Source organism: Enterococcus massiliensis, assembly GCF_001050095.1.
Lineage (GTDB): Bacteria > Bacillota > Bacilli > Lactobacillales > Enterococcaceae > Enterococcus_C > Enterococcus_C songbeiensis.
Genome location: NZ_CVRN01000006.1, coordinates 201042 through 214758 on the forward strand (window position 1 = coordinate 201042; position 13717 = coordinate 214758).

Sequence of the window (13717 nt, forward strand, 5' to 3'; positions counted from 1 at the left end):
CGCTGTAGAAATCAAAAAATAGATTACAAAGCGACCTCTTTTTTTGCAGGAAAAAACGAATAATTTGCGGTAATCTGCTTTTTTTCAAGGGATATCAGTTGCGCCATTTCTGGTTTGTCAGTAAAATGTTGATGGGACAGAAGGGAGCAATAGGCATGGTAGAATTTACTGTAGGTAGACAGTCACGTATCAAGACGATTGCAATTCGTGTAAAAAACCGTGATAAAATGATTGAGTTTTATCGTGATATGATTGGCTTTTCTTTGAAACGAGAAGAAAACGAACTAGCGATTTTTGGGACGATTGATCAACCAAATGAATTGTTGTGGTTGGAGGAAAGCCCACGAGCAGAAGACTTTTTAGGAGAAATCAAAAAATTACAGCGCCTGCGTTTAGTCGTATCGGATACCGAAGCAGCGGAAATTTTGAAACGCTTGAATGATCGGGAGTACGCGCTTGAATATGTAACCTATGAACAAGCTTGGGGAATTTTGGTGGCAGATCCGGAAGGCAATCCGCTGGAAATTTATTATGAAGCAACTGAAACAGCACCGGAAGAATTAGCAACGCAAGCGACAGGCACCTTTGCCGGTTTGACAGAGCCCGCTCATTTTGGAAAAGTTCATCTTCACGCCAGCAATTTAAACGAAGAAGTCCTCTTTTTTGACGAATATTTGAAGTTAGCTGATTTTGTCGCGGCAGATGGAACGTCAGAAGCGAGCTTCGAGGTGGAATTAACAGAAGCCCATGGTGGAACGATTGATCTGGAAACCCATAAAGTATTAGGGTTGGATTTTTTCAAGGTGAGCGTAACAAATCAAGAATTAGAAGCGTTGGAAAATCGCTTGGAAGCGAAGAAACAATCGTTTTATTACGATAAGAAAAAAGGTATCTTAACTATTTATGATGCTATTGGTCTTGAATGGTGGTTTGTGGCAGATGCCGCAAACTAAACAGGAAATAGAAAAAAATCAGGTTGACTCGTGAGAGCCAACCTGATTTTTTTATTTAGTCGGCTTAATACCAGCCGTTTGCTAACCAGAAGGATTGAGCAGCTTCCCAAGAGCCATAACGTTTAGCTACATAGTTGTCTGCGACTTTTTCTTGGTTTGCAGCAGAGTAGTCACCATTTAAGTAAGAAGAGTCTAATTGGTAACGACCGTAGTATCTGCCATTTTGTGCAGTATAAGAACCACTAGATTCTTTTTGCGCGATCCATTCTTTTGCAGAAGAAGTTGTTGCGGTCGATGTCGTCTCTGTTGTGTCTGCTTGTTCGGTACTTTGTGTTGCTTCCGCTTGGTAAGCAGGTTCAGTTGATTCTTGTGCTGTTTCAGTTGTTTCAGCAACTTCTGCAGGTGCAGTTGTAACTGTTCCCTCAGTATCGATTGTTAATTGTTGACCAACATAAATCAAATTGCGATCAGCGATTTCGTTGTCAGCAACTAGAGTGTCGATTAAGCTGTCATCTCCAACGAATGCTTGAGAGATAGAAAAAAGCGTATCACCACTTTGCACGGTATATACTTCAGCCGCATCTGCATTTGAACCAAAAGAAAAGCCTAGACCTGCAGCAAGCAAGCCGCCAAAAAGTACTGTTTTTCCTAATTTCATAAAAAATTCCTCCATCTGTGCTTAGGCCGAGTTCACTAAGCGGATTGTGTGTTTCTCAGGTACAAGAGCTACTTTAACACGCATTTATATTTCATTGGTAAAAACAAGATGACGTTTCATCACAAATGGATAAAGATTGTTACATAAAAGGAAGTTTTTTTACAATGTGTAATAAAGAACAAACAACAAACGTCATGGAAAAAACGAAACAAGGAAAAAAGCGTTATAATGAAAGAAAACCAATTTCGGAGGTACACCATGTATCCAGCAACACAAAAAATCATCCAGAAAAAAATGCAACAAGGTGTTTATCCCGGGGTCATCTATGAATTGATTCATGGGAAAAATAAAGAGATGGGAATTTACGGCGCTGCCGCCATCCTTCCGGAGTTTCAGGGAATGGAAGAATCTCTGCTGTTTGATGTTGCCTCTTTGACTAAAGTTGTATGTACAACCACGGTGGTTCTCAAATTATGGGAACAAGGAAAACTCATGATTGATCAATCACTGCATACCTATTTGCCAGAATTTTTGAATCGGGAAATTACGTTGCGTCATTTATTGACCCATACGGCGGATATCCAGACCTGGATTCCAAATCGGGATCAGCTGAATAAAGAGGCGTTGCGACAAGCGTATCTAAAAATGGAAAATGGCGAAAATATTGGGAAAGTCGTTAATTATACGGATGCCGGTACGATTTTGCTAGGATTCATGTTGGAAAAATTGTTTCAAAAACCGGTGATAGAAATCTTTCAAGAAGAAGTTTTAACACCGCTTAAAATGACTGCAAGTTGCTTTTTGCCTTCAGATAAGAAAAAAATCATTCCCACCCAGCAGCAAGCAGACGGCACTGTTTTGCGGGGAATCACCCATGATCCGAAAGCGCGAATATTAGCAGAACATGCCGGAAATGCCGGATTATTTACGAATTTGGCGGATTTGGAAAAATTTGTGCAGATGTATCTTGATTGGGGAATGATAGCGGGACAGTCTTTTTTGCGAAAAAAAACAATTATTCAGCTGCTAAAAGATCAAACTCCTGATGGAAAAGGCGGACGCTCATTCGGTTGGGATCTAAAAATAGCATCCAAACAATCTGCTTTGTTTCATACCGGTTATACCGGCACTTTTTTGTTAATTGATCCTCAAAGGCAGGAGGCGTGTATCTTTTTGAGCAATCGCATTCACCCCAATGATGATCGGGCGGGCTATATCAAACACCGAGACGAAATTCTGGCGGTCTATCAAAAAGAACGTTTCCTTGAATGAAAAAATGATATAATGGCTAAGGAAAGTGCGGTCATTCTGTCTAATTTTGTAAATCAAAGCAAGAGAAAGATGACCGTAATGAAAAATCGTATGAAATCTAAAAATTTTATACCAAAAAAATGAATGAGGAGAGTTAAGATGGAACCACTATTTATGAAACCTGTCTTCCAAGAAAAAATTTGGGGCGGCAGCCGTCTGCGTTCTGTTTTCGGTTTTGACATTCCTAACGATAAAATTGGCGAAGATTGGGCAATCAGTGCCCATCCCCATGGAGTCAGCGTAATTGAAAACGGTAAATTTAAAGGAAAAAAATTGGATGAATTGTGGCAAACCAATAAAGAGTTATTTGGCAATCCTAGTGAACCAGTTTTCCCATTACTGATTAAAATTTTAGATGCAGAAGATGACTTATCAGTACAAGTCCATCCTGATGATGCCTACGGAAAAATCCACGAAGGCGAATTAGGAAAAACGGAATGCTGGTACATTATCGATGCGGAGCCCGGCGCAGAAATTGTGTATGGTCACCATGCCAAAACACGGGAAGAATTAGCAGAAATGATTCATGATGGACGTTGGGATGATTTATTAAAACGGGTCCCTGTGAAAAAAGGGGATTTCTATTATGTACCGAGTGGAACGATCCATGCAATTGGGAAAGGCATTATGATTTTAGAAACTCAACAAAGTTCAGATACGACTTATCGGGTATATGACTACGATCGCAAAGACGATCAGGGCAATACGCGGGAACTGCATATTCAACAATCTATTGATGTGACAACAGTTCCAGCACGCAAGCCTGAATTATCAATCACCGAAGTCAAACAAGGAAAATCGTCGGTAGTCACTTATCTGAAAACAGATTTCTTCAACGTATATGAATGGCAAGTGGTTGGTCAACTTAAATTAGAGGCACAAGCCCCTTATACGTTGATGACAGTTATTGACGGCTATGGACATTTGATTATTGATGGAAAATCGTATGAATTGAAAAAAGGCACTAGTTGTCTTTTACCAACAGGAATCGATCAATGGCAACTAGAGGGCGAACTAACGATCATCGCTTCTGAACCAGGGAAATAAACAAAATGCTCAGAGCCCGAAATGAACGAGCTCTGAGCATTTTTTTAGATTTTTTTCAGGTTCAATACGGTTTCTCTACGGATCAATTTGTGAGGAACGATTACTCGGATACCGGAAGAAACTTGTTGATTGATTTGTTCCATCAGTTTTTGAGTCGCCATCTTTCCCAATTGCGTGACATCCACATCGATACTGGTGAGGTAAGGATGAGTCAATGTAGAAAAGATCGAGTTATTAAAGCTGACAAGAGAAAGATCGTCCGGAACGTGATACCCGAAAAGATTTGCCAGTTGCATGACCCGCACAGCGAACAAATCATCAATGACTACTAGTGCAGTTGCTTTGGTTTCCTTTAATACGGTTTCAAACGCTACATAATCTTCCGGTTCTTCAAAAGTGACTGCTGGAAAGGTTGGCAATTGCGCAATCATCAAGGCTTTTTGGTAACCAAAATAGCGTTCAAAATAAAGATTTTCCCGAACGGTATTGGTGATGAATAAAATCCGTTCATGCCCGTTTTCAATCAAATGCTCGGTGGCTTGTTTTCCCAACAGTTGATTGTCGTTATCGACAAAAACGATTTTTTCCTCGTTTTTGTAGGCTTGTCCAATCAAGGTGAAGGGGATACTGTTTTTAAATAAATAATCAATCACCGGATCATGATTGTCTGAATAGGTAAGGATGAAGCCATCCACTTGTTTTTGTTGGTGCATCCGTTTAACGTTTTCTAAAAGGGTGTCAAAATCAGGTGCCGAAGCAACCGCCACTGACATTTGAAACCGGCTGGCTTCCTCGTTGACTGCTTCGATCGTTTCTAAATAAAAGGGATTGCCTAAACGTTCTTTGGAATCCAACGGTGGCAAGATGACACCAATCGCACTGGAAATTTGTTTCCCAAGATTGCGGGCAGTCATGTTTGGTACGTACCCCAGTTCTTTCATCACTTTGCGGACTTTTTTCTTAGTCTCCTCAGAAATGCTGGAATGGTCATTGATCACGCGGGAAACAGTCGAGGTAGCGACTCCCGCTTTTTTGGCTACGTCTTTAACCGTGATACTCATGGATCAACACTTCCTCATGCTAAAGATAAAATTTTCTTGTTCATCATATCAAAGTTCTGTTGAAGATTCTACGGACAAATGAAGAAAACGGAGGAAATCTCCGCTTTCTTTTTATTCAGGAATCGCTACAGTAAGTTCATCTGTTAAGGTAACTGGTTCATCGTAGAGAGATAAGGCGATCGGTTCGCCGGAAACCAGTGACAAGCGAACGGTCTCTTTGTTCACATTAATGGCGATCAGTCGTCCGCGATAGTTGATGTGAAAGGCATAGCTGTCCCAAGTCTTAGGCAAGAATGGTGCGAAACGCAAGGTTTCATGATCGGTTTTCATTTGTGCAAATCCTTGCACGATTGCTAACCAGCTGCCAGTCATTGAAGTAATATGCAGTCCATCCTCCGTATCGTTATTGTAATTGTCTAAATCTAAACGAGCTGTCCGTTCGTACATTTCCAACGCTTTTTCCTCCATTCCCAGCTCCGCCGCTAAAATGGCGTGAACGCTGGCAGAAAGGGAAGATTCATGAACAGTCATTGGTTCGTAGAAATTAAAGTTATTGCGCTTTTGTTCTTCTGTAAACTGATCTTGGAAGAAATAAATTCCTTGCAGCACATCTGCCTGTTTGATAAAACAAGAACGCAAGATGCGATCCCATGACCAGTTTTGATTCAATGGTAATTGAGCAGGGTCAAGATCAGAAACTGGCATTAGGTCTTTATCTAGGAAAGTATCGTGTTGGACGAAGATTCCTAATTCCTTATTTTCTGGGAAGTACATGTTGTCGATAATATCTTGCCATTTTTCTTGTTCAGCTTCAGAAATCGACACCGTCGCACTTTCTTTGAAACGACGATAATTTTCTAAGGTATAGCTGAGAACCCACGTTGCAATCGTGTTGGTGTACCAGTTATTGTTGATGTTGTTTTCATATTCATTTGGTCCGGTCACGCCATGAATCATATATTTTTTATTGCGTTTAGAGTAATGGACCCGATCAGCCCAGAAGCGGGCGATTTCTGTCAATACTTCTAAGCCTTCTGTTTTTAAATACGTTGTGTCACCTGTGTAGTTCGTGTAATTATAAATGGCATAAGCAATCGCACCGTTTCGATGAATTTCTTCAAAGGTGATTTCCCATTCGTTGTGGCACTCGACACCGGTAAAGGTGACCATGGGATAAAGCGCTCCTTTTAATCCCTGTTGTTGCGCATTGTGATGGGCTTCCGGTAATTGATTGTGACGGTATTTCAAAAGATTCAACGAAACTTCCGGTTTTGCCAAAGCTAAATACAAAGGAACAGCATAGGCTTCTGTGTCCCAATAGGTTGCACCGCCGTATTTTTCACCAGTAAATCCTTTTGGTCCAATGTTCAAACGTTCATCTTCGCCGTAATACGTGGAGAAGAGTTGGAATAAATTAAAACGGATGCCTTGTTGCGCTGCAGGATTGCCTTCAATTGTTACGTCGGCCAATGCCCAACGTTTTTTCCACGCATCAATTTGTTCGTCTTTTAATTCTTCGTAGGATTCCGAATAGGTTGAAAATAACTCCGCAGCCATTGCTGTTTGTTGTTCTGGAACATCACGGCTGGTCAGTAAAATGACTTTTTTATCTAAAGTGATTGTTTCGCCGGCAGCGGCGTGGAAATTAAAACGATCCGTGATGCCGAGAGTTTCCGTCGTTGTTTCTTCACTTAAAAGAGAATGTTTCATTGCAGCAGTCACAGTAAAGCGTTCAATACCAAAGTTATTTGGTATTGTTCGGACGGTCAAATGACTCATATCCTCCGTCGTTCCGCTATCAAGGGCTTCCCAAAACAGTTCGTCATAGTTGCTGTCTTCATTACGAACATTGCTGTCAAGCTGAGAAAGAACGGTGATGTCAGCTTCCCCGGCAAGTACTTCTGCTGTTAACCGTATCAAAGCCAATTCTTTTTTAACAATGCTTAAAAAGCGTTCAAAGCTGAATTTGATGGTTGCACCGTCAACATCTACGGTAAAGGATCGTGACAAAATACCTGTCTGCATGTCCAATTCCAAATAAAAATCACGATGGGGCAGTTGATTTAAATCGATTTTTTGATCGTTGACGAAAAGATCCATCTTAATAAAATTAACTGCGTTGATGACTTTGCCGAAATATTCCGGATACCCGTTTTTCCACCAACCGACGCGGGTTTTATCAGGATACCAAACACCGGCAAGATAGGTGCCAAGGTGATGGTCACCACTGTAGCTTTCTTCAAAATTTCCCCGCATGCCCATGTACCCATTGCCGATACTGGTCAAAGATTCCTGCAAGCGGCGGTGGTCTTTACTTAAAGTGGTGGTTGCGATTTTCCAAGGATCAATAGCAAAAAGGCGTTGGATTTGTTTCATTTATTTTCCCTCCAATAGACTTCGTTCTTCCACCTAATAGTAAACGCAATCGATTGCATTAGTCAAGAAGAATCGTTGCAAAATAGAATTTTTTTGGAAAAAGGAGAAATGTCACGAGTCTTTTGTTGATGGTAGCCGAAACGAATGGAAAAAGAGTGAAGAGAAAAAACAATTTATTTGTGGTTTACAAACGCAATCTTTCTGACTATAATGAAAAACATAACGAAACCGATTGCGTTAATAAAAGCCTTTTTGTTCTGCTTGTTGCTGAATAATGATAGTGCCGATGGCTGACGTGAAAACTTGCTACATAAAAAAGGAGATAGAAAGATGAAAAAATTATTGAGCTTTGAATTTTGGCAGAAATTTGGGAAAGCCCTGATGGTTGTAATTGCAGTAATGCCGGCTGCTGGATTAATGATCAGTATTGGAAAAACGATTCCGATGATCAATCCGGAGCTGGGATTTTTGATTACAACAGGTGGCGTTATTGAAAATATCGGTTGGGCAGTTATTGGTAATTTGCATGTTCTGTTTGCACTGGCAATCGGTGGAAGCTGGGCGAAGGAACGGGCAGGCGGTGCGTTTGCTGCCGGGCTGTCATTTATTTTGATTAACCGAATCACCGGTTCGATCTTTGGCGTAACCAGTGCAATGCTTGCCGATGAAAAAGCATTTACCCACACATTATTGGGAACAAAAATTATGGTAGACGGATTTTTCACCAGCGTTTTAGAAGCGCCAGCTTTGAACATGGGCGTATTTGTCGGGATTATTGCGGGATTTGTTGGAGCCACTGCCTACAATAAATATTATAATTTCCGCAAATTACCGGAAGCGTTGTCCTTTTTTAATGGCAAACGATTTGTTCCCTTTGTCGTTATTTTTCGTTCGGTGCTTGTTTCATTAGTTTTAGCACTTGTTTGGCCGGTCATTCAAGCCGGAATTAATAATTTCGGTTTGTGGATTGCGCAGTCACAAGAATCTGCACCAGTTTTAGCGCCGTTTTTATATGGTACATTGGAACGCTTGCTGTTGCCATTTGGTTTGCATCACATGTTAACAATTCCTATCAACTACACAGAATTGGGAGGCGCCTACACGATTCTTTCTGGTGCGCAAGCAGGAACGCAGGTTTTTGGACAAGATCCTCTTTGGCTAGCGTGGGCAACGGATTTGGTGAATTTGAAAGATGCCGGTGACCTTAGTCAATACCAACACGTTTTAGGCAATTGGACACCTGCCCGGTTTAAAGTCGGACAAATGATTGGGGCATCTGGTATTTTGATGGGCTTGGCGGCTGCAATGTATCGCAATGTTGATCCTGATAAAAAAGATCGGTACAAATCAATGTATTTTTCAGCAGCACTGGCTGTCTTTTTAACTGGTGTGACAGAACCGTTGGAATTTATGTTTATGTTTGCAGCAGTACCACTTTATGCCGTGTACGCTGTCATTCAAGGTGCAGCCTTTGCGATGGCAGATATTGTTAATTTGCGGGTGCATTCTTTCGGGAATATTGAATTGTTGACACGAACCCCGATGGCACTTAAAGCGGGACTGGGAATGGATTTGGTGAACTTTGTCTGGGTTACTCTCGTATTTGGCGTGTTGATGTACTTTTTGGCTAATTTTTTGATTAAGAAATTTAATTTTGCTACACCGGGAAGAAACGGCAATTATGAAACAGATGCACCGGAAACAACTCCCACAACTGATAGAAAAACAGGAACTCTTGATCCCAACGATCAAATTGTAAAAATTATTAATTTGTTAGGTGGTCGGGAAAATATTACAGACGTTGATGCCTGCATGACGCGTTTACGGGTCAGTGTCAAGGATCGAGAAAAAGTTGGCGGCGAAGCAGAATGGAAAAACGCTGGAGCGATGGGCGTATTGGTAAAAGACAATGGGGTGCAAGCCGTTTATGGACCAAAAGCAGATATTTTAAAATCGGATATTCAAGACACTTTAGAATCCGGAGTTGAAATTCCAAAAGCTGTTTTTTCAGAGACAGGGGCAGAAACAGCAACGGATGACTACAAAGGAATCACAGAAACATTTGTGAGCGTTGCAACAGGAAATGTATTCCCAATCACGGCAGTTAATGACCCTGTTTTTTCACAAAAAATGATGGGAGACGGTTTTGGGGTGGAGCCTGAAAATGGCAAGATCGTTGCCCCCGTCAACGGCAGCATCACAAGTATTTTTCCAACAAAGCATGCATTGGGAATTTTGACAGAAAGTGGACTCGAAGTTTTAGTGCATATGGGGATCGACACGGTGGATTTAAAAGGAGCACCTTTTGAACTTAAAGTCAGTGAGGGCCAAACCGTTGCAGCAGGTGATTTACTGGCAGAGGTGGCTCTAGATAAAATCACCCAAGCCGGCAAACAAACGACTATGATCGTTGCTTTTACAAATAGTGCTGTGATTAAATCTCTTCAATTGACTGAACAGGGGCCACAAACAGCCGGCAAACAAATCGGTACCGTGGAACTCTAGCCAATAGCGGCAATCAATGCTAAGCTAAACAAAGAAGCAAGACAGAAAGGTTGTTTGGTGAAATGGCGAAATTTTTAACGTTAAATACCCATAGTTGGATGGAGGAAGATCCAGAAGAAAAATTGGAACAACTTGCAGAACAAATTCTTGCAGAACAGTATGATGGAATTTGTCTTCAGGAGGTCAATCAACGAATCGATGCAAAGGAAGCTGTTCTTGACGGGGCTTATTGCCCGACGAACAGTGAAGTGACGATTCGGGAGGATAATTTTGCCCTGCGTTTAGTGGAACTGTTACAGATTCAGGATCAAGAGTATTATTGGACTTGGGCTTATAGTCACATTGGCTATGATATTTACCAAGAAGGTTCTGCGATTTTGTCCAAAGAACCAATCATTGCCAACGATTTTTTCGTTTCTCAAAGTCGAGCAGAAACGGACTATCACACAAGAAAACTGGTGACGGGACTGACTGAAATCGAAGGGAAGATGGTGCGATTAGTCAGTTGTCATTATTCTTGGTGGCAAGAAGGCTTTGCCAAGGAATGGCGAGAAACAGAAAAGGCTCTGACAGGAAAAGAGTTGTTGGTTATTATGGGTGATTTCAATAATCCGGCAGACAGCGAAGGCTATCACTTGGTGACTGAAAGCACATTAACCTTGCAAGACGCCTTCCAGACTGCGCAGCAACGAAAGGGAAACCACACGATCGAAAAAGAAATCGATGGATGGCAAAACAATACTGAAGCGTTGCGAATTGATTTTATTTTTCTTTCTGCTTCCTTTGAAGTTTTAACGTATCAAACCGTATTTGATGGCAAACAAACACCTGTTGTCAGTGACCATTATGGCGTAGCAGTAACAACCGCGTGAAAAAAGGGTCTTGCAAAATTTGCAAGACCCTTTTTTTTAATACCATGCCGGTTTATCTCCGTCTGTATTGGGTTTATTGATTCCAAGAGATTCTTTTTGATGGGATTCAGGGTGCAAAATCAACTGACGAATGAAATCCGCCACGCTTTCACGAGATACTTCTGTTCCCTTGAAGGGGGCCCCTTTTTGAGTTAGTTCATAGGAAACCTCCGTCTTATTTGTTAACCATGCTGGACGAAGAATCGTGTAGTCCAACCCGGAGTTTTCAATTAGTTCGGCTGCTTTACTATAGGTTTCCAAATAGCCGCCATCCAGCATTTGATGATTCCAAATACCAAAATTTCCCGGTACTTCATCATAAATTCCTAAGGTTGAAACCCAAATCAATCGCTTTACACCGGTTTCTTTCATGGCTTCTACAATAGTTTTTGCTTGATTTTCAATGGTTTTGCCGGCAAGATTTGCATACACGATCGTTGCACCTTCAATAGCTTCTTTTACTTGTTCTAAATTTTCAGCATCGCCTTCAATCAGCCGACCATTTTGTGGGGCTGTAAGGCGTGCTGTGTTTCGTAAAAATAAGCGTTGAGTCACTGGATCCTTCACCAATTTTTTTGTGACTAGCTGCGCAATTTTTCCGTGGGCGCCTAAAATAGCTATCTCCATTATCTATCACTCCTTTTTTTCACTTACTTCTCTTTCGTTATAGAAGGAAGTGCAGGGAATTTCAAGAAAGGACACTTACAAAAAAGAACGTTTACGACAAACAGACTGATTTGTCGTAAACGTTCGCGATTAAGCAATTTCTGATAAAGTTGGTAATTTTACGTCTTTGCCGTATTTATTTTCTAAGGCTGTTTTAAGCAAGCGATAAGCCAATTGTTCATTGCGGGCTAAAATTGGTCCGTGAAAATAGGAGCCATAAACATTTTTGTAGATGACACCTTCGGATTGATCTTCGCCATTGTTGCCGTGACCTTCGACAACTTTCCCCAATGGGCGTTCCCCTTTTCCTAAAAAGGTACGACCGTTATGGTTTTCAAATCCATAATAGGTTTCATCGTATTCTTCATTATGAATCACGATATCACCAATATAGCGATTGTTGTCCTGGCTAAGGGTGTAATGGTCCAATGCTCCGATACCCTCGATTTTTTCTCCGTGGGCGCCCATGTAATAATGCCCCAGCAATTGATAGCCGCCGCAAATTGCTAACATCACTCGATTGTCTTCAATATATTTGGTTAAGTCAGCTTTTTTTTCTTGAATATCTTGAGAAACGATCAGCTGTTCAAAATCTTGACCACCGCCGAAAAACACCAAATCATATTTTTCCGGATCAAAGGGTTGATGAATGCTGACAACTTCAGTCGTCATGGTGATTCCTAATTTTTTTGCCAAATATTGCAGCATCAGCAGATTACCATTGTCGCCATAGGTATTCAACAAGTTGCCATAAAGATGCGCCAAGGTTAGTTCATATTTACCCACGATCCATGCCCCCTTTGATATAACCTTTTTCTGCTAATTTCTTTCGTAATTGCAGTACAGCCGTATATGTTGCCAAAATATAGACATGCTCTGTCGGCAAAGCTTTGATATCGGTGATTACTTCATCCAAGTCTTTTGTTTCCGTCAATTTTTCTTCTGGGATACCGGCAACTTTCAAACGCAGTGCCATATCTTTATGACGTTCGCCGCCAGCGATAACTTTTGGAATAGCCATCTCAGCAAAGGCTTCATGATTGCCATCCCAAATCCAGCTGACATCAATTCCATCTGCATAGTTGGCATTTAAAAGACACACAAGAGAGAAAGGATAAGGGGATAATCCGATCATGTCGATGACTTGATTTAGACCCACGGGATTTTTTACCAAAACCAAAGTACATTGTTTTCCATCAATCTCGATGATTTCCTGTCTGCCAAAAACTTTTTCATCATAACCTAGTCCGGCTTTGATTTTTTCCGGAGCAACGTGATAGTATTCTGCCACAGCGCTGGCTGCTAATGCATTGTAGACATTATACATGCCACCGACTTCAATCGTGTAGGGGTGGTCGTCAATGACAAAATTAGCGGAAGTGTTGTTCATCGAGACCATCTTTGTCAATTTGTAATCAAGTTCTGGACGATGAAATCCGCAATTTGGACAGTAATATTTCCCAAGGTTGGCGTAGGTGATCATTTGATAGTGTAAAATATGATGGCACTTGGGACATAAAACGCCGTCGGTATTGTAGTGAGCCATTTGCTCTTCATCCGGCAGATGATCAAATCCGTAATACTTGCGCGGATTGACCGTTTCTAAGGAATTAAAAATCGGTGAATCGCCATTGCAAAGAATCATTGCTTCCGGTGATTTTGCCGCACCTTCGACAATCAAACGGTAAGTGGTATAAATTTCACCATACCGATCCATTTGATCCCGAAAAATATTTGTAAAAACAAAAAGCTTGGGTTTGATATACTCTGTGACTTTGCTTAAACTAGCTTCATCAATCTCCAGCACCGCAAAGTTTTTTTGTCCTTTTTTTGGTTTTGCTGATAAAAAGGTGGACACGATTCCTTGTACCATATTGGCGCCAGTTGGATTTGTCAGTACTTCGTCAAATTCCTGACGAAGAATATTGACAGTTAAGGCTGTCGTTAAGGTTTTACCGTTTGTACCGGTAACCACGACCACTTCATAATCTTCAGAAAAATGGTGTAAAATATTTGGATCGATCTTTAGGGCAAGTTTGCCAGGATAACTGGACCCGCCTTTAAAAAAGGTTTTTAAAACCCATTGAGATGTCTTGCCGACGGTGACCGCCAGATGACTGCGTAAACTCATAGATGATTTGCCTCCAATTGAGTAAGTAACGTTGGATAATGAAAATAATCAACTTATCATACCATAGGATTGAAAAAATGTGGAAACAGCTTTTCAAT

General features: G+C 41.1%; 11 protein-coding genes. 5 read left to right on the plus strand and 6 right to left on the minus strand.

The features are described from left to right. Positions 1-155: 155 nt before the first annotated feature. Positions 156-953, plus strand: a complete 798-nt coding sequence (locus BN1875_RS05700) for a CppA N-terminal domain-containing protein (protein ID WP_048603887.1) — start codon at positions 156-158, stop codon at positions 951-953. A 64-nt stretch (positions 954-1017) separates the two neighbouring features. Here the strand turns inward: BN1875_RS05700 and apf are convergent, their stop codons facing one another. Next, entirely contained in the window at positions 1018-1611 is a 594-nt protein-coding gene (gene apf, locus BN1875_RS05705; RefSeq protein ID WP_048603888.1) for an aggregation-promoting factor, read from the minus strand. 258 nt (positions 1612-1869) lie between these two features. Here apf and BN1875_RS05710 point away from each other — a divergent pair, with 258 nt between their 5' ends. Together BN1875_RS05710 and manA are read left to right on the plus strand one after the other, a co-directional pair. Continuing rightward, on the plus strand, positions 1870-2883 hold the full coding sequence (locus BN1875_RS05710) for a serine hydrolase domain-containing protein (RefSeq protein WP_048603889.1): 1014 nt from the start codon (positions 1870-1872) through the stop codon (positions 2881-2883). 138 nt (positions 2884-3021) lie between these two features. Then, positions 3022-3969 carry a mannose-6-phosphate isomerase, class I gene (gene manA / locus BN1875_RS05715; protein WP_048603890.1) on the plus strand — a complete coding sequence of 316 codons (948 nt, stop codon included), beginning with the start codon at positions 3022-3024 and terminating at the stop codon, positions 3967-3969. Positions 3970-4013: 44 nt separating this feature from the next. Here the strand turns inward: manA and BN1875_RS05720 are convergent, their stop codons facing one another. Both BN1875_RS05720 and BN1875_RS05725 read right to left on the minus strand, forming a co-directional pair. Then, entirely contained in the window at positions 4014-5030 is a 1017-nt protein-coding gene (locus BN1875_RS05720) for a LacI family DNA-binding transcriptional regulator (protein ID WP_048603891.1), read from the minus strand. A gap of 111 nt (positions 5031-5141) precedes the next feature. Next, entirely contained in the window at positions 5142-7406 is a 2265-nt protein-coding gene (locus tag BN1875_RS05725; RefSeq protein WP_048603892.1) for a glycoside hydrolase family 65 protein, read from the minus strand. Between the two features lie 330 nt (positions 7407-7736). On the opposite strand from BN1875_RS05725, the gene BN1875_RS05730 reads away from it, so the two are divergent. Together BN1875_RS05730 and BN1875_RS05735 are read left to right on the plus strand one after the other, a co-directional pair. Then, positions 7737-9911, plus strand: a complete 2175-nt coding sequence (locus tag BN1875_RS05730; protein ID WP_048603893.1) for a PTS transporter subunit IIBC — start codon at positions 7737-7739, stop codon at positions 9909-9911. A gap of 62 nt (positions 9912-9973) precedes the next feature. Then, on the plus strand, positions 9974-10783 hold the full coding sequence (locus BN1875_RS05735) for an endonuclease/exonuclease/phosphatase family protein (RefSeq protein ID WP_048604184.1): 810 nt from the start codon (positions 9974-9976) through the stop codon (positions 10781-10783). A 36-nt stretch (positions 10784-10819) separates the two neighbouring features. Here BN1875_RS05735 and BN1875_RS05740 read toward each other — a convergent pair whose 3' ends face one another. The 3 genes from BN1875_RS05740 to BN1875_RS05750 all read right to left on the minus strand — a co-directional run bounded on the left by BN1875_RS05740 (position 10820) and on the right by BN1875_RS05750 (position 13619). Next, on the minus strand, positions 10820-11452 hold the full coding sequence (locus BN1875_RS05740; RefSeq protein WP_231586077.1) for an NAD(P)H-binding protein: 633 nt from the start codon (positions 11450-11452) through the stop codon (positions 10820-10822). 126 nt (positions 11453-11578) lie between these two features. Beyond that, entirely contained in the window at positions 11579-12274 is a 696-nt protein-coding gene (locus tag BN1875_RS05745; protein WP_048603895.1) for a type 1 glutamine amidotransferase, read from the minus strand. Then, entirely contained in the window at positions 12267-13619 is a 1353-nt protein-coding gene (locus tag BN1875_RS05750) for a Mur ligase family protein (protein ID WP_048603896.1), read from the minus strand. The genes BN1875_RS05745 and BN1875_RS05750 overlap by 8 nt, the downstream gene beginning before the upstream one ends. Positions 13620-13717: the final 98 nt, after the last annotated feature.

Coding starts and splice junctions, on each gene's coding strand:
- BN1875_RS05700 (WP_048603887.1), top strand. CDS start 156: ATGGTAGAATTTACTGTAGGTAGACAGTCACGTATCAAGACGATTGCA.
- apf (WP_048603888.1), bottom strand. CDS start 1,611: ATGAAATTAGGAAAAACAGTACTTTTTGGCGGCTTGCTTGCTGCAGGT.
- BN1875_RS05710 (WP_048603889.1), top strand. CDS start 1,870: ATGTATCCAGCAACACAAAAAATCATCCAGAAAAAAATGCAACAAGGT.
- manA (WP_048603890.1), top strand. CDS start 3,022: ATGGAACCACTATTTATGAAACCTGTCTTCCAAGAAAAAATTTGGGGC.
- BN1875_RS05720 (WP_048603891.1), bottom strand. CDS start 5,030: ATGAGTATCACGGTTAAAGACGTAGCCAAAAAAGCGGGAGTCGCTACC.
- BN1875_RS05725 (WP_048603892.1), bottom strand. CDS start 7,406: ATGAAACAAATCCAACGCCTTTTTGCTATTGATCCTTGGAAAATCGCA.
- BN1875_RS05730 (WP_048603893.1), top strand. CDS start 7,737: ATGAAAAAATTATTGAGCTTTGAATTTTGGCAGAAATTTGGGAAAGCC.
- BN1875_RS05735 (WP_048604184.1), top strand. CDS start 9,974: ATGGCGAAATTTTTAACGTTAAATACCCATAGTTGGATGGAGGAAGAT.
- BN1875_RS05750 (WP_048603896.1), bottom strand. CDS start 13,619: ATGAGTTTACGCAGTCATCTGGCGGTCACCGTCGGCAAGACATCTCAA.